This is a genomic window from Roseateles saccharophilus (assembly GCF_031458095.1).
GTDB lineage: Bacteria > Pseudomonadota > Gammaproteobacteria > Burkholderiales > Burkholderiaceae_C > Pelomonas > Pelomonas saccharophila_A.
The window spans coordinates 534,187-549,572 of the sequence record NZ_JAVDXU010000004.1; the positions used below are offsets into that span (position 1 = coordinate 534,187).

11 protein-coding genes are annotated in these 15,386 nt (G+C 67.9%); 7 read left to right on the forward strand and 4 right to left on the reverse strand.

Annotated elements, in window-relative coordinates:
* Nucleotides 1-52: 52 nt before the first annotated feature.
* Nucleotides 53-1,402, reverse strand: coding sequence for an MATE family efflux transporter (locus tag J2X20_RS25105; RefSeq protein WP_310271332.1), 1,350 nt, complete (start codon nucleotides 1,400-1,402; stop codon nucleotides 53-55).
* Between the two features lie 50 nt (nucleotides 1,403-1,452).
* Here J2X20_RS25105 and acnA point away from each other — a divergent pair, with 50 nt between their 5' ends.
* The 7 genes from acnA (at nucleotide 1,453) to J2X20_RS25140 (ending at nucleotide 10,598) form a co-directional block, all read left to right on the forward strand.
* Nucleotides 1,453-4,191, forward strand: a complete 2,739-nt coding sequence (gene acnA / locus J2X20_RS25110; protein WP_310271335.1) for an aconitate hydratase AcnA — start codon at nucleotides 1,453-1,455, stop codon at nucleotides 4,189-4,191.
* Nucleotides 4,192-4,430: 239 nt separating this feature from the next.
* On the forward strand, nucleotides 4,431-5,498 hold the full coding sequence (locus tag J2X20_RS25115) for a M35 family metalloendopeptidase (RefSeq protein ID WP_310271338.1): 1,068 nt from the start codon (nucleotides 4,431-4,433) through the stop codon (nucleotides 5,496-5,498).
* A 138-nt stretch (nucleotides 5,499-5,636) separates the two neighbouring features.
* On the forward strand, nucleotides 5,637-6,146 hold the full coding sequence (locus tag J2X20_RS25120) for a hypothetical protein (RefSeq protein ID WP_310271341.1): 510 nt from the start codon (nucleotides 5,637-5,639) through the stop codon (nucleotides 6,144-6,146).
* 76 nt (nucleotides 6,147-6,222) lie between these two features.
* Nucleotides 6,223-7,326, forward strand: coding sequence for an acyltransferase family protein (locus J2X20_RS25125; RefSeq protein ID WP_310271344.1), 1,104 nt, complete (start codon nucleotides 6,223-6,225; stop codon nucleotides 7,324-7,326).
* Nucleotides 7,323-7,766 (forward strand): helix-turn-helix transcriptional regulator, encoded by a 444-nt coding sequence (locus J2X20_RS25130; protein WP_310271347.1) that lies wholly within the window; start codon nucleotides 7,323-7,325, stop codon nucleotides 7,764-7,766. The genes J2X20_RS25125 and J2X20_RS25130 overlap by 4 nt, the downstream gene beginning before the upstream one ends.
* Nucleotides 7,767-7,806: 40 nt before the next feature.
* Nucleotides 7,807-8,217 (forward strand): VOC family protein, encoded by a 411-nt coding sequence (locus J2X20_RS25135; RefSeq protein ID WP_310271348.1) that lies wholly within the window; start codon nucleotides 7,807-7,809, stop codon nucleotides 8,215-8,217.
* 2 nt (nucleotides 8,218-8,219) lie between these two features.
* Nucleotides 8,220-10,598, forward strand: coding sequence for an ATP-binding cassette domain-containing protein (locus J2X20_RS25140; protein WP_310271352.1), 2,379 nt, complete (start codon nucleotides 8,220-8,222; stop codon nucleotides 10,596-10,598).
* Here J2X20_RS25140 and J2X20_RS25145 read toward each other — a convergent pair.
* The 3 genes from J2X20_RS25145 to J2X20_RS25155 all read right to left on the reverse strand — a co-directional run bounded on the left by J2X20_RS25145 (nucleotide 10,576) and on the right by J2X20_RS25155 (nucleotide 15,343).
* A complete protein-coding gene (locus tag J2X20_RS25145) occupies nucleotides 10,576-12,243 on the reverse strand; it encodes an ATP-binding protein (protein WP_310271355.1) in 1,668 nt (555 codons plus the stop codon). The genes J2X20_RS25140 and J2X20_RS25145 overlap by 23 nt on opposite strands.
* A gap of 9 nt (nucleotides 12,244-12,252) precedes the next feature.
* Nucleotides 12,253-13,182 (reverse strand): ABC transporter substrate binding protein, encoded by a 930-nt coding sequence (locus tag J2X20_RS25150; protein WP_310271358.1) that lies wholly within the window; start codon nucleotides 13,180-13,182, stop codon nucleotides 12,253-12,255.
* 109 nt (nucleotides 13,183-13,291) lie between these two features.
* Nucleotides 13,292-15,343, reverse strand: coding sequence for a TonB-dependent receptor plug domain-containing protein (locus J2X20_RS25155; protein WP_310271360.1), 2,052 nt, complete (start codon nucleotides 15,341-15,343; stop codon nucleotides 13,292-13,294).
* Nucleotides 15,344-15,386 lie beyond the last annotated feature (43 nt).

Here is a 15,386-nt window from a genome sequence, read left to right on the forward strand (position 1 = left end):
GGCGCATTGTAGAAAACATCCCTCAAGTTTTACTGGGTAGGAAAATACCAATTCACCCGGCCTTGGCGTGGCGCAGCCTGCGGTGGGCCGCCCGGGCATACGGCAGCCACCCCAGTGTCGCCCAACGGCGCCACATCAAAAGGCCTCGAATCCACTCATCCGCCGCATAGGCGATCCAGACGCCCACCAGGCCCCAGCCCAGGTAGACGCCCAGGAACCAGCTGCCCCCCGCCAGCACGATGGCCATGGAGGCCGATCCCACCATGACCGGGTAGCGCGCGTCCCCGGCGGCCCGCAGCGCGTTGATGACGACGAGGTTGAAGCTGCGCCCGGGCTCCACCAGCATGGTCCACCACAGCAGGGTGCAGCCCAGAGCGACGATGCCGGGGTCGGACGTGAAGCGGGTCAGCAGCCAGGGCCCGGCCAGCGCAAAGGCACTCGAGACGATCAGGGCCAATGCAATGCCCAGGGCCAGCGAGCGCCGCACCAGCCGGTTGGCCGCATGCAGCTTGCCGGCGCCGATCATGTGGCCGACCATGATCTCGACCGCAAAACTGATGGCCAGGCTGAACATCAGGATCACGTGCAGGAACTGCATCGTGTAGGCATGCGTCGCCAGCGCATGGGCGCCCAACTGGGCGATGGCCGCCAGGCTGGTCATGAAGGCCAGGCGCCAGGAGATGTTCTCGGCCGCGCCGGGGATGCCGATGTGCAGCACGGTCTTCAGCGGCGCTCGCACCAGCCGCCACCAGTCGGCCGCGCGCAGGCGCAGGTCCAGCCGCGAGCGCCACAGCAGGATGTGCAGCATCAGCCCCATGCCGCGGCCGCAGGTGCAGGCCAGGGCATAGCCCACCAAGCCCAGGCGCGGCATGGCCAGCAGGGCCACCATCAGTGTGATGACCTGGATGACGATGACGACGGCCAGGGCCTCGCGGCTGCGCAGATGCGAGCGCATGACGCTGGACATGTTGGCATTCCAGGCGTCCAGCATCAGGGCGGGCGCTAGCGCCTGCAGCAGCACCTTGGCCAGTGGCGCCACCTCAGGCGGCGCGTTCACCAGGGTCAGCAACGGCCCGGCGGCCAGCAGGGCCACCACGGCGCCACCCGCACCCAGCCAGGTGCTGGCGCCGACGACTGCCCGGGCCACGGCGTCGGCCTGGTCGCGCCGGCCGGCCCCCAGGGCCTGGGTGACCGCGACGCTGACGCCGGCGCCGATGACGCGAAACAGCACGAAGACCGCGGCGAAAACCTGGTTGGCCAGGCCGAAGGCGGCGCCACTGTTGTCTGACAGTCGCGCGGCCAGGGCGGTGCCGATGACGCCGATGCCGATGCCCAGCAGCAGCTCCAGCAACATCGGCCAGGTGAGCGCAAAGAGGCGCGGGCGAGCGGACAAGGTCGTCATGACCAAGTCTTAAAGACGGGATTCACACAAGTCACGACAAGCTCGCCAGAATGGCCCGGAATCCTAAAGGAGTAACCGTGCCGAAACCCGCCGCTCACGCATTCGCCAACACTCAATCCAGCTTCAAGACCGCCTCCGGCAAATCGGGGCAGTTCTTCTCCCTCCCCAAGCTGGCCGAGGCCTTCCCGAACGTGGCGCGCATGCCCATCTCCATGCGCATCGTGCTGGAGAGCGTGCTGCGCAACTGCGACGGCAAGAAGGTGACCGCGGAGCACGTCGAGCAACTGGCCAACTGGAAGCCGACGGCCCTGCGCGTCGACGAGATCCCCTTCGTCGTCGCCCGCGTCGTGCTGCAGGACTTCACCGGCGTGCCCCTGCTGGCCGACCTGGCCGCGATGCGCAATGTGGCGGCCAGCATGGGCAAGAACCCCAAGGCCATCGAGCCCCTGGTGCCGGTGGACCTGGTCGTTGATCACAGCGTGATGATCGACTACTACGGCACCAAGAAGGCGCTGGACCTCAACATGAAGCTGGAGTTCGAGCGCAACCGCGAGCGCTACGAGTTCATGAAGTGGGGCATGCAGGCCTTCGACACCTTCGGCGTCGTGCCCCCGGGCTTTGGCATCGTCCACCAGGTCAACCTCGAATACCTGGCACGCGGCGTGCACAAGGCCAAGGACGGCACCTACTACCCCGACAGCCTGGTCGGCACCGACAGCCACACGACCATGATCAATGGCATCGGCGTGGTCGGCTGGGGCGTGGGCGGCATCGAGGCCGAGGCCGGCATGCTGGGCCAGCCGGTCTATTTCCTGACGCCCGACGTCGTCGGCTTCGAGCTGACCGGCCAGTTGCGCGAGGGCGTCACCGCCACCGACCTGGTGCTGACCGTCACCGAGATCCTGCGCAAGCACAAGGTCGTCGGCAAGTTCGTCGAGTTCTTCGGCGAAGGCACCCGCACCCTGGCCCTGCCCGACCGCGCGACGATTGCCAACATGGCGCCCGAGTACGGCGCCACCATGGGCTTCTTCCCGGTCGACGAGAAGACGGTCGACTACTTCCAGGGCACGGGCCGCAGCAAGGCCGAGATCGAGGCCTTCGAGGCCTACTGGAAGGCGCAGGGCATGTTCGGCGTGCCCAAGGCCGGCGACATCGACTACACGTCCGTCGTCTCGCTGGACCTCGGCAGCGTCGCGCCCAGCCTGGCGGGCCCCAAGCGCCCGCAGGACCGCATCGAGATCACCCACCTGGCCAGCAGCTTCGGCGAGCTCTTCAGCAAGCCCACGGCCGAGAACGGCTTCAACCAGCCGGCCGACAAGCTGACCCAGCCCTTCGTCACCGAGTCGGGCATCCCGGTCAAGAACGGCGATGTGCTGATCGCCGCCATCACCTCATGCACCAACACCAGCAACCCCGGTGTGCTGCTGGCCGCTGGCCTGCTGGCCAAGAAGGCGGTGGAAGCCGGCCTGACGGTGGCGCCTCATATCAAGACGTCGCTGGCCCCGGGCTCGCGCATCGTCACCGAGTACCTGGAGAAGGCCGGCCTGCTGCCCTATCTGGAAAAGCTCGGCTTCAATGTCGCTGCCTATGGCTGCACGACCTGCATCGGCAACGCGGGCGACCTGACGCCGGAACTCAACAAGCTCATCCAGGACAACGACCTGGTCTGCGCGGCCGTGCTGTCGGGCAACCGCAACTTCGAGGCCCGCATCCATCCCAACCTGAAGGCCAATTTCCTGGCCAGCCCGCCGCTGGTCGTGGCCTATGCCATTGCCGGCAACGTCACGCGCGACCTGATGACCCAGCCCGTCGGCTATGGCAGACAAGGCCAACCGGTCTTCCTGGGCGACATCTGGCCCTCGAGCGACGAGATCCATGCACTGATGAAGTACGCCATGAACGCCAAGGCCTTCAAGGAGAACTACGACAAGGTCGCCAGCAAGCCCGGCAAGCTCTGGGACGCCATCAAGGGCGTCAAGGGCCAGGTCTACAACTGGCCCAAGAGCACCTATATCGCCCAGCCGCCCTTCTTCGAAGGCTTCACGATGATTCCTCCGGCCCTGGTGTCGGGCGTCAAGGGGGCCAAAATCATGGCTCTGTTCGGCGACTCCATCACCACCGACCACATCAGCCCGGCAGGCTCCTTCAAGGAGAGCACCCCAGCGGGCAAGTTCCTGACAGAGAACGGCGTGCTGAAGGCCGACTTCAACTCCTACGGCGCCCGCCGCGGCAACCACGACGTGATGATGCGCGGCACCTTCGCCAATGTGCGCGTCAAGAACCTGATGCTGCCGGCCCGCGCCGATGGCTCGCGCGAGGAAGGCGGCTACACGCTGAAGGACGGCCAGCAAACCACCATCTACGACGCCGCCATGGCCTATATCCAGGAAGGCACGCCCACCGTCATCTTTGCGGGCGAGGAATACGGCACCGGCTCCAGCCGCGACTGGGCCGCGAAGGGGACACAACTGCTGGGTATCAAGGCCGTCATCGCCAAGAGCTTCGAGCGCATCCACCGCAGCAACCTGATCGGCATGGGCGTGCTGCCGCTGCAGTTCAAGCCCGGCGTCAGCTGGGAGACCCTCGGCCTGAGCGGCGCCGAGACCATTGATATCAAGCTCGCCGACGACATCAAGCCCCAGGGCGACGCGATGATGACCATCACCCGCCCCGACGGCAGCAGCCAGGCCGTCGCGCTGACGCTGCGCATCGACACCGCCATCGAGGTGGACTACTACTTCCACGGCGGCATCCTTCCCTTCGTTTTGAGGCAGCTGCTCGCCGCCTAGCCTCCGCGCAAGCCCAAGGCTTAGGGAGCCAGCGCATCGAGGCGATGCACTGGCTCTTTCTTCATCGCGCTGTCTCTCCGGGGAAACGGCATCTGTCGCCCCGCCTCCACACCCTGTCTAGACAAGTACGGAACAGGTTTATGGGACAGGCTTGTCCCAGGGTGCGCGGGCCCTTCGCGTCACCAGAATCCGCGGCTTCTTCAACCCAGTGCCCCGACCGGGGGCCGACAGGAGCTTGCATGAAGACCTGGTTCAAGTTGACCGCCGCCGCCTTTGCCGTTGTCGCCACGAGCGCCAGCTACGCCGCCGGCAGCACGGAGTGCCTGGACGTGCGCGTGAGCAGCGCCAATCCCGTCGTCAATGGCGATGTGGATGTCCATGTGGACGTCGCCGTGACCAACCGCTGCCGCAGCGCCGTGCAGGTGTTGCGCTGGCAGCTGCCCAGCGACAGCATGAGCGGCTCGCTGTTCACCGTGACCCGCGACGACCGCCCGGTGCGTTACACCGGCGCTGTCATCAAGCGCGCCGCCCCCACGGCCAAGGACTATGTCGAGATCGCCGCCGGCGCCACGCTGAACTACCAGGTGGAACTGACCGGCCACTACGACTTCAGCAAGAACGGCCGCTACGCCATCGAGTTCCACAGTGACCGTGGCACCCACGGCTCGGGCGCCCAGTCCATGCACAGCGCCGCCGCCACCTATCTGTGGACGCAGGGCCGCAACGAGAAGCTGGAGGCCGATGCCGACATGGCCACCACGGCGCGCACCGACGTCACCGCCGCTGCCGCCAGCATCTCCTACACCGGCTCCTGCACCAGCAGCCAGAAGTCCTCGCTGGCGTCGGCCGTCACGGCCGCCACCAACTACTCCGTCTCGTCGACCAACTATCTGAACGGCACGCCGTCGGCCACGCCGCGCTACACGACCTGGTTCGGCGCCTACAGCTCGTCGCGCTGGAACACGGCCAAGGACCATTTCACCAAGGCTCGCAACGCCTTCCAGGGCGCCGCGCTCACGCTGGACTGCAGCTGCAAGGACAGCGGCACCTATGCCTATGTCTACCCGACCCAGCCCTACAAGATCTATGTCTGCGGCGCCTTCTGGAGCGCCCCGATGACGGGCACCGACAGCAAGGGCGGCACGCTGGTGCACGAGATGATGCACTTCAACGTCATCGCCGGCACCGACGACTGGGCCTATGGCCAGAGCGCGGCCAAGAGCCTGGCCAAGTCCAGTCCTACCAAGGCCCTGGACAACTCGGACAACCACGAATATTTCGCCGAGAACAACCCGGCCCAGAACTGAGCCCGGTCGCCTGACCGGGAAGCCACCGCCACGCGAGGGTGGTGGCATGAATTCCCTCGTGTTGACGCGCCGCCTCCGTGCGGCGCTTTTTTGTTTTGGGGGCTGCCGACAGCCCGGCCCTCGGCTAGGCTCGCGTCCATGCGTCGTCACAGTCTCCGCTTCGCGGCCGCCCTGCTGGCCGCCTGTCTTTCGCCCATGGCCCTTGCCGTCACGCCCTTGCAACATGCCGATCTGAGCTGCCAGTTCCAGGCCACGCCCAGGCCCGATGGCCAGGTGTCGCTGCAGTTCAAGCTGAGCAACAACGGCAAGCGCGACCTGCATCTGCTGCGCTGGGGCAGCCCCTTCGAGGGCGGCTGGTTCGGCCCCTTCGTCAAGGCCAGCACGGCCCAGGGCGAATTGGCCTTCCAGGGCGCGATGCGCAAGCGCGGCGATCCGTCGGCCCAGGACTATCTGAGCCTGCCCGCCGGCCAGAGCCTGACGGCGAGCTTGACGCTGAACGACGCCTTCACGCTGCCGCCCACCGGCAAGCTGAGGCTGAAGGCCCGATGGCATTGGCACGACATGATGCTGCGCGGCACGCCGCCGCGGCCGCGTGCCCAGCACCGCGGCCTGGACCAGGACTGTGGCGAGGTCACGCTGACCCGCTGACGGCTCGCGCCACCTGACGAACGGCTGCCGTCGAAAGCGGCGTTACGCTGCCGCCCTTTTCGCTGCCTCTCATCCCATGCCCCGCCTTCCCGGCCTCGACCTGCTGCGCAGCATCGCCATCGTCTGGGTGATGTGCTTCCACAGCTTCCTCATCGGCGGCCTGGGGCCGGACTGGACCTGGCTGACCCGCTTCGGCTGGATGGGCGTGGACATCTTCTTCGTCCTCAGCGGCTTCCTGATCGGCTCGCAATTGCTGCGCAAGCTGCAGCGTGGCGAGGCCTTGCAGTTGCGTGACTTCTACTGGCGACGCGCCTGGCGCATCCTGCCCGCCTTCGCCGTCGTGCTGACCGTCTATGTCGCCTTCCCGGTGCTGCGCGAGGAGCCCGACCTGGAAGCCTGGTGGCAGTTCGCGACGTTCACGCTGAACCTCTTCATCGACTACGGCCACAACCAGGCTTTCTCGCATGCATGGTCGCTGTGCGTGGAGGAACACTTCTACCTGTTGTTCCCGCTGCTGGCCTGGTGGGCAACGCGGCGGCCATCGGTGGCGCGCATCGCCACCCTGTTCGCGGCTCTGGTGCTGGGTGGCATTGCGCTGCGCACCGGCATCTGGCTGCACTTTGACGCCACCCAGCCTCAGCGCCCCTGGTTCATCGAGGACCTCTACTACCCGACCTGGACGCGCCTGGACGGCTTGCTGATGGGCGTCCTGCTTGCGGCGCTGCGCGTCTATCGCCCGCAGCTGTGGGAGCGGCTGCAGGCGCGCGCCATGGCCCTGCTGCTGGCGGGTTTGGCGACCGTCGCCCTCGCCATCTGGCTGTTCCAGGACCGCACCGGCCTCGTCGCCAACGCCGTCGGCTGGCCTCTGCTGTCCCTTGGCCTGGGTCTGCTCGTGCTGGCCGCCAGCACGCCGCGGGTCTGGGCGATTCCGGGCACAGGCTGGCTGGCCGCCACCTCCTACAGCCTCTATCTCAGCCACAAGCTCGCCATGCACGCGGTCTACGCCTGGATCGCTCCCGGCCTGCCACTGCAGGGGGTGGCGCTGTTCCCCGTCTATGCCGCCGTCATCCTGGGCGTGGGCGCCGCCCTGCACCATCTCGTCGAGAAGCCGGGGCTGCAACTGCGCGACCGGTTCGGGCGCGCGCCGCGAGCCGTCGAAGCTGGCAGCATGCCGGCATGACGACCAAGCCCGGCTCCGAACTGCATCTGCGCGACCTAGCGCGGCTGCGCCGCGTGCGCGACCGCATCGACCGCGAATACGCCCAGCCCCTGAACGTCGAAGCCCTGGCCAACGGCGTGCACATGTCGGGCGGCCACCTGAGCCGGCAGTTCCGCGTCGCCTATGGCGAATCGGTCTACAGCTATCTGATGACGCGGCGCATCGAACGCGCCATGGCCCTGCTGCGCCGGGGCGACCTCAGCGTCACCGAGGTCTGCTTCACCGTCGGCTGCTCGTCGCTGGGCACCTTCAGCACCCGCTTCAGCGAGCTGGTGGGCCAGTCGCCGAGCGCCTACAAGCGCGACCAGGCCCTGGCCACGGCCGGCATGCCGTCCTGCGTGGCCCGCCAAGTGACGAAACCGATCAGGAATCGAGAAGCGTCCGAAGCAAGCGAAACCTAGACTGCTTCACATGGCTCAACCACTGAACGGAGACCCCGCCATGGACATCAGCATTCACTCCAGCTTCCTGCCCCAGACCGACCCCGAAGCCTCGCTTGCCTTCTACCGCGACACCCTGGGCTTCGAGGTGCGCAACGACGTCGGCTACAACGGCCTGCGCTGGATCACCGTCGGCCCGGCCGGCCAGCCCAACACCTCCATCGTGCTGCACCCGCCGGCGGTCACGCCCGGCATCACCGAGGATGAGCGCCGCACCATCAGCGAGATGATGGCCAAGGGCACCTTCGGCATGCTCATCCTCGCCACCGCTGACCTGGACAAGACCTTTGCCAAGCTGCAGGCCGAGGACGCCGAGATCGTCGAGGAGCCGACCATGCAGCCTTATGGCGTCCGGGACTGCGCCGTGCGCGATCCCGCAGGCAACCTGCTCCGCATCCAGGAAAAGCGCTGAACATGGCCGACGCTGACAACCACGACCGCATCCGCGTCCAGGGTGCGCGCGAGAACAACCTCAAGGACGTCAGCGTCGACCTGCCCAAGCGCCGGCTGACGGTGTTCACCGGCGTGTCGGGCTCGGGCAAGAGCTCCCTGGTCTTCGGCACCATCGCGGCGGAGTCGCAGCGCCTCATCAACGAGACCTACAGCGCCTTCGTGCAGGGCTTCATGCCCACGCTGGCGCGGCCCGAGGTGGACGTGCTGGAAGGCATCACCACGGCCATCATCGTCGACCAGGAGCGTCTGGGCGCCAACGCCCGCTCCACGGTCGGCACGGTGACGGATGCCAATGCCATGCTGCGCATCCTGTTCAGCCGCCTGGGCAAGCCGCAGATCGGCCCGCCCAGCGCCTTTGCCTTCAATGTGCCCTCGGTGCAGGCCACCGGCGTCATCACCGTCGACAAGGGCGGCGCCAGCAAGGCCGTCAAGCAGACCTTCTCGCGCACCGGCGGCATGTGCCCGCGCTGCGAGGGCATGGGCTCGGTCAGCGACTTCGACCTGACCCAGCTGTTTGATGCCAGCAAATCCCTCAACGACGGCGCCATCACCATCCCCGGCTACAGCATGGAAGGCTGGTATGGCCGCATCTTCCGCGGCTGCGGCTTCTTCGATCCCGACAAGCCGATTGCCAAGTTCACCAAGCGCGAACTGCACGACCTGCTGCACAAGGAGGCGACCAAGATCAAGGTCGACGGCATCAACCTGACCTATGCCGGCCTGATCCCGTCCATCCAGAAGTCCTTTTTGTCCAAGGACGTCGACGCGCTGCAGCCCCATATCCGCGCCTTCGTCGACCGCGCCATCACCTTCCAGACCTGCCCCGAGTGCCAGGGCACGCGGCTCAGCGAAGCGGCGCGCTCCTGCAAGATCGGCAAGCTCAGCATCGCCGACGCCTGCTCCATGCAGATCAGCGACCTGGCCGACTGGGTGCGCGACCTGAAACAGCCCACCGTCGCACCGCTGCTGAAGGCCCTGGTGCATTCCCTGGACGCCTTCGCCGAGATCGGCCTGGGCTACCTGTCGCTGGACCGGCCCAGCGGCACCCTGTCCGGCGGCGAGGCCCAGCGCGTCAAGATGATCCGCCACCTCGGCTCGTCGCTGACCGACGTCAGCTATGTCTTCGACGAACCGACCACGGGCCTGCATCCGCACGACATCCAGCGCATGAACGGCCTGCTGAAGCGGCTGCGCGACAAGGGCAACACCGTCCTCGTCGTCGAGCACAAGCCCGAGGTCATCGCGATTGCCGACCATGTCGTCGATCTCGGCCCGGGCGCCGGCTCGGCCGGTGGCGAGATCGTCTACGAGGGCGAAGTCGCCGGCCTGCGCAAGAGCGGCACGTTGACCGGGCGCCACCTGGACGACCGCGCCCAGCTCAAGCCCGAGGTGCGCAAGCCCAAGGGCGCGCTGAAGGTGCGCGGCGCCAGCACCCACAACCTGCAGAAGGTCAACGTCGACATCCCGCTGGGCGTGCTCTGTGTCGTCACCGGCGTGGCCGGCTCGGGCAAGAGCTCGCTGATCCATGGTTCGGTGTCGCCGCTGGACGGTGTCGTCGCCATCGACCAGACCGCCATCCGCGGCTCGCGGCGCAGCAACCCGGCCACCTATACCGGCCTGCTCGATCCCATCCGCAGCGCCTTCGCCAAGGCCAATGGCGTCAAGCCCGCCCTGTTCAGCGCCAACTCCGAGGGCGCCTGCCCGACCTGCAATGGCAACGGCCTCATCTTCACCGACCTCGGCCCCATGGCCACGGTGTCCACGGTCTGCGAGGACTGCGGTGGCAAGCGCTTCCAGGCCGCGGTGCTCGAGTACAAGCTCGGCGGCCGCGACATCAGCGAGGTGCTGGCCATGTCGGTCGGCGAGGCCACGGCCTTCTTCGGCAAAGGCCCCGCCAAGACGCCAGCGGCCCACACCATCCTCGAACGCCTGTCCGACGTCGGCCTCGGCTATCTCAGCCTGGGCCAGCCGCTGACGACACTTTCAGGCGGCGAACGCCAGCGCCTCAAGCTCGCGACCCAGATGGCCGAGAAGGGCGACGTCTATGTGCTGGACGAGCCGACCGCCGGCCTGCACCTGGCCGATGTCGAACAGCTGCTCGGCCTGCTGGATCGCCTGGTGGACAGCGGCAAGTCCGTCATCGTCATCGAGCACCACCAGGCCGTCATGGCCCATGCCGACTGGATCATCGACCTCGGGCCGGGCGCTGGCCACGACGGCGGCAAGGTCGTCTTCGAGGGCACGCCGGCCGATCTGGTCAAGGCGCGCTCGACGCTGACCGGCCAGCATCTGGCGGACTACATCGGCCCCGGCGCCGTCAAGCCTCGACGCGCACGCTGATCTCGAACCAGAACCGGCTGCCCTGGGCCAGCCGGCTCTCCAGCTGGATCTCGCCACCCATCATGCGCACCAACTGGCGGCTGATGGCCAGGCCGAGACCGGTGCCGCCGACGCGCTGTTCGGCGCTGCCGGCCTGCTCGAACGGCTCGAACAGGCGCACGGCCTGGTCCTCGGCGATGCCGACGCCGGTGTCCCTCACCTCGAAGCGCAGCAGGGCATGGCCGCCTTCGACATCGGCGCCGTGGACGACCTCGGCGCGTAGCGTCACGCCGCCCACATGGGTGAACTTGACGGCATTGCCGAGCAGATTGAGCAGGACCTGGTTGAGGCGCTTCTCGTCGGCCTGCACGACGGCCGGCAATTGCGGATCGAGCTCGAGGCTGAGCCCGATCTGCTTGCCCTCGGCCATCACGCGCACGATGTCGATGACGGCCTGCAGGCGCGGGACCAGTTCGACCGGGCCGATGCGCAGTTCGGCCTTGCCGGCCTCGATGCGCGACAGGTCCAGGATGTCGACGATCAGCGTCAGCAGGTGCTGGCCGCTGCTGTGGATGATGTCCAGGCCGTTGCGCTGCTTGGGGCTGAGGCCGTTGTCCATCTTCAGGATCTGGGCATAGCCCATGACGGCGTTCAGCGGGGTGCGCAACTCATGGCTCATGCGCGCCAGGAACTGGCTCTTGGCGCGGCTGGCCACTTCGGCGCGCTCCTTGGCCTCGCTGAGCTCCACCGTACGCGCGCGCACCAGGTCCTCGAGATGGTCGCGATGGGCGCCCAGCTCGGCCTCGCGCTCCTGCAACACAGTGAGCATGCGGTTGAAGGTATGGGCCATGGCAGCAATGTCGCGCGGGCCGCCGGCTGGCGCGCGCGCATCGCTGTCGCCGCCCTCCACCCTCTCCATGGCCTGGGAGAGGGCACCGAGCGGCCGGGTCAGCCTCAGCACCAGGAAGCGCAGCGCGAGCAGGAAGACGGCGGCGAACAGCACGGCCACGCCGAAGTTGGCGAGGAAGAGGGAGGCCTGGGTACGGTGCAGCGTCGCCTTGCTCTGGATCACGCGCACATGGCCGAGCAGCTGGGGCGGCTTCAGCGTCACGTCGAAGGGCGAGGCCTCGGGGCGGGTCCAGACCGGTGCGGCAAAGGCCCAGCTGTCCTCGGTCTCCTGGTCCAGCCAGGGCTCGCTGGCGGCCCGGCCCGGCGCGCCGGGCGACGCGCCCGCGGGCAGGCGATCACGCTCGGGGCCGAGGGCCAGCAGCAGCCGGCCCTTGGTGTCGCGGATCTCTATGCCCATCACATCGGGAAAGGCCAGCGAGGCGCGCACGGCCTCTTCGGCGTTGTCGGCCGCCGCGTACAGCAGGGCCAGCGAGCTGTTGGAGGCGAGGTTGGCGGCCACGCGGCCGCCCTGCTCCATCAGCATGGCGCGCACCTGGCGGCCGCCCTGCCAGGCGTTGACGCCGGCCATCAGCAGGGCCAGGCAAAACGTGCCCAGGGCGACGGCCACGCTGAGGTGGCGGCGGAAGGAGGTTTCGCGCAGCCAGCGGGCATAGGCCCGCAGCGGCCAGGGCCGTTGCGGCGGCGCGGCGGGCAGGCTCGCCTCCGCGTCCCGCGCGATGACGGGCGGTTGGCTGTCGAGTGGGTAGGGAGGGGACACTCAGTGGCCTCAGCTGGAGGGGTAGACCAGGTCGAATCCGGACTGCACGGTGGCCACGTCGATGCCCAGGTGCGCAGCGGTACGGATATTGATGGCGGAGCGGGCCTGCCGCAATGGCAGCACGCCGGCAACGGCCGACTTGGGCGCGGCGACCAGGCGCTGGGCCGCCGCGGCCAGTGTGCGTCCAAGCTCGCGGTTGTCGGGGTAGAGCGAGAACAGGGCGCCGCGCTTCACATGGGCCAGGTGGCTGGAGAACACAGTGATGTTGCGGTTCCAGCCCTCCCTCAGCACCAGCGGCAGCACGGCGTTGTCGTCCACGGTCGTGGGATCCTGGGGCAACCACAGCGTGTCACGCGCCGGATCGGCGGCGGCCAGCAGCTGGGTGTAGGCGCGCAGGGCCTCGGCCTGGTCGACAACCTCCTGGGTGGCCAGCTCCAGCCCTTCGGCGCGTGCGGCCTCGCGCGCCAGCTTGGCGAGCCAGGCGTTCAGCTTGGGGTCGTAGACGAGGTGAACGCGCTTTGCGCCGGGGCGCAGCCGCTTCAGGCGCGCCAGCAGCAGGGCCGGGTCGGGCGCCAGCGTGTGCACGGGGAAGCTGCGTGCCTCCGACTCCTGCACCGACACGACGCAGCCCACCAGCACGGCCAGCTCATCGGCCAGGGCCGCCGCGACGCGCATGCCGCCACGGCCCAGGCCGATCAGCACCTTGGCCTCGCGCTTGCGGATGTCATCGGCGACCTGGGCCGGGTTGGCGTTGTTGGGCATGACCACGCTGGTCACGGCGCCACCGAGCTTGTCCTCAATGCCTTCAATGATGGACGTGAAGACCTGGCGGAAGGGCTCGCCGAGCTCGGGATAGACGACGACCAGCGAGCGACCGAGCTCGGCAGACGAGGCCGCGCCGGCCGCCAACGCCACGGCACCGCCCAAGGCCTGTCGCAAAAGAGCGCGGCGTGTGGCTTGGGCGGAAGACTCAGTCAAGAGGAGGACGCGTGGCGGGGCCGGAAGGGGTGGCCGGGATTATGCAAAGGCGCCACCCCTTGGCCAGCGATCAAAAGCGGTACAGGGCCTGCACATAGGCCGCCCGCTGCGCCACCGGCAGGTCATAGATGATGCCGCCGCCGGCCAGGCTGGGTTCGCGCGCATCGGCGTTGAAGAGGTTGCGCAGCATCAGCGAGAGCTCCCAATCGGAGCCGCCCAGCCGGGTCCGCGCGGACAGGTCCAGCGTCGTGTAGTCCTTGATGGGCGGGCGAGCATCGCCGGCCGGGCGGCGGCGGCCGGCCACATGATTGAGCTGGCCGCTGATCGTCGTGCCGCGCGCCACCGCCCAGTCGGCCTGCAGATAGGCATGCTGGTGCGGCGCATAGCCGGCGTCCACCCGCGTCGCCTCGTCGACGGATCTTTGGAAAGAGAAGTTGCCCGAAATGCGAAGGCTGCGCGAGGCGTCCCAGACGATTTCGAGCTCGCCGCCCTGCCCGTCCTGGCCGCCGCGGTTCTGGATCAGGTTGGCCGGCGGCGCGGCGGGGTTGGGCGCGCCGCGGATGATGTCGCGCATCTCGTAGTGGAACAGGCTGAGGTTGAGCTGCAGGCTGTCCGCCGGGGTCCAGGCCAGCGCCGCCTCGACGGTGCGGATGGTTTCGGGCTTGATGTTCGGATTGCCGCCCACGACGGGGTTGTTGATGCTGTGCTGCTCGGTGAAGGACGGTGCCCGGAAGGCCTGGCCGTAGAGCAGCTTGGCCGTCAGGTCATAGGCCGCGCTCCAGACCAGGGCCACGCGCGGGTTGGTGGTCGTGCCGAAGTCGGAATAGCGGTCGTGACGCACGCCGGCGGTCAGGATCCAGTCGGGGTGGAAGCGCCACTCGTCCTGGGCATAGGCATAGCTGACCTGGCGTTGCTGCGGCAGCATGAACTTCAGCGCCGTGTTGGAGAAGTCGGTCACGTCGCCGAAAGAGCCGGTGCCGATGCGGCTGTAGTTGGGGTTGAAGTTCTTGTATTCGGTGGTCTTGTAGAGGTCGAGGTCGTCATAGCCCAGGCCCAGGCGGATGCTGTGGCCGCTGAAGCCCGAATAGGTGGCGAAGCCCGACGTCCGCAGCTGGCGCTCCCATTTGTTCGGGCCGCCGATCAGGCCGTCGGTGAAGACATTGCCCGGGCCCAGCGTCGTGCCGGCCGGCAGCAGTACATAGTTGGTCGTGGCGAGATCGGCATAGTGCAGGAAGCTGACCTGCAATCCGGCGCCCCAGTCCGCGGCCAGCTTGGGCTCGGTCCAGGAGAGGTCGGCATGCGTGCGTTCGCTGCGGCTCTTGCCCGTCGGGTCCAGGGCCGAAGCCACGCCTGCACCGGTGCCGACATTGCTGCGCAGCTTGTAGCCGAGGTGGGCACGCCACGCCCCCTGGGCGATCTCCAGGTTGGCATCCACCGCGTCGCGGCCGAGATTCAGCGGCCCCGGCGCCCGCGTCACGGCCGGCTGGGCTGCATCCTTTTCGATGAGGCTGCGAGGGCCATCGGTGGCGCCGACGCGCAGATAGGCCGAGACTTCCAGCGGCCCCAGCTTGCCGCCATGCAGCACCCAGCCGTCACGGCTGTTGAAGGAGCCACCACGCAAGCCGACGCGCGTGCCCGGCGTGTCGGCGGCCGACTTGGTGATGATGTTGATGACGCCCGAAAAGGCGTCGGCCCCGTACAGCGCCGAACCCGGCCCGCGGATGACCTCGATGCGGGCAATGTGTTCGACCGGATAACCGGCCCAGATATTGCCCTTGTTGCCGACGAACAGGGTCGTCATCGGCACGCCGTTCTGCAGCACCAGCACCTGGGGTGTGAACTGACTGTAGATGCCGCGGAAGACATAGAGCGGCATGTACTGGTTGGCCGAACGACCGACATGCAGGCCGGCGACGGATTCCAGCACTTCGTCCAGGTCGACGGCCCCCATCGCCTGGATGGCCTCAGCCGTGATGACGCTGGCCACCGACGGCGCCTGGCGCAGCGGCTGACGGCTGCCGGCGGCGATGCTGACCGAGCGCTGGTCGCCATAGGCCAGGGCCAGTTCGTCTTCGTCGGACTGCGCCCTCGCCAAGCCACTGAAAGCCAGGGTGGCGATCAAGCCCAGAAGACCTGCAGAACGACGTGGCATAGCGCACCTGCGG

Excerpts from the sequence above, each read along its gene's own strand:
- J2X20_RS25105 (WP_310271332.1), bottom strand. The coding sequence starts at position 1,402 with ATGACGACCTTGTCCGCTCGCCCGCGCCTCTTTGCGCTCACCTGGCCG.
- acnA (WP_310271335.1), top strand. The coding sequence starts at position 1,453 with ATGGCCCGGAATCCTAAAGGAGTAACCGTGCCGAAACCCGCCGCTCAC.
- J2X20_RS25115 (WP_310271338.1), top strand. The coding sequence starts at position 4,431 with ATGAAGACCTGGTTCAAGTTGACCGCCGCCGCCTTTGCCGTTGTCGCC.
- J2X20_RS25120 (WP_310271341.1), top strand. The coding sequence starts at position 5,637 with ATGCGTCGTCACAGTCTCCGCTTCGCGGCCGCCCTGCTGGCCGCCTGT.
- J2X20_RS25125 (WP_310271344.1), top strand. The coding sequence starts at position 6,223 with ATGCCCCGCCTTCCCGGCCTCGACCTGCTGCGCAGCATCGCCATCGTC.
- J2X20_RS25130 (WP_310271347.1), top strand. The coding sequence starts at position 7,323 with ATGACGACCAAGCCCGGCTCCGAACTGCATCTGCGCGACCTAGCGCGG.
- J2X20_RS25135 (WP_310271348.1), top strand. The coding sequence starts at position 7,807 with ATGGACATCAGCATTCACTCCAGCTTCCTGCCCCAGACCGACCCCGAA.
- J2X20_RS25140 (WP_310271352.1), top strand. The coding sequence starts at position 8,220 with ATGGCCGACGCTGACAACCACGACCGCATCCGCGTCCAGGGTGCGCGC.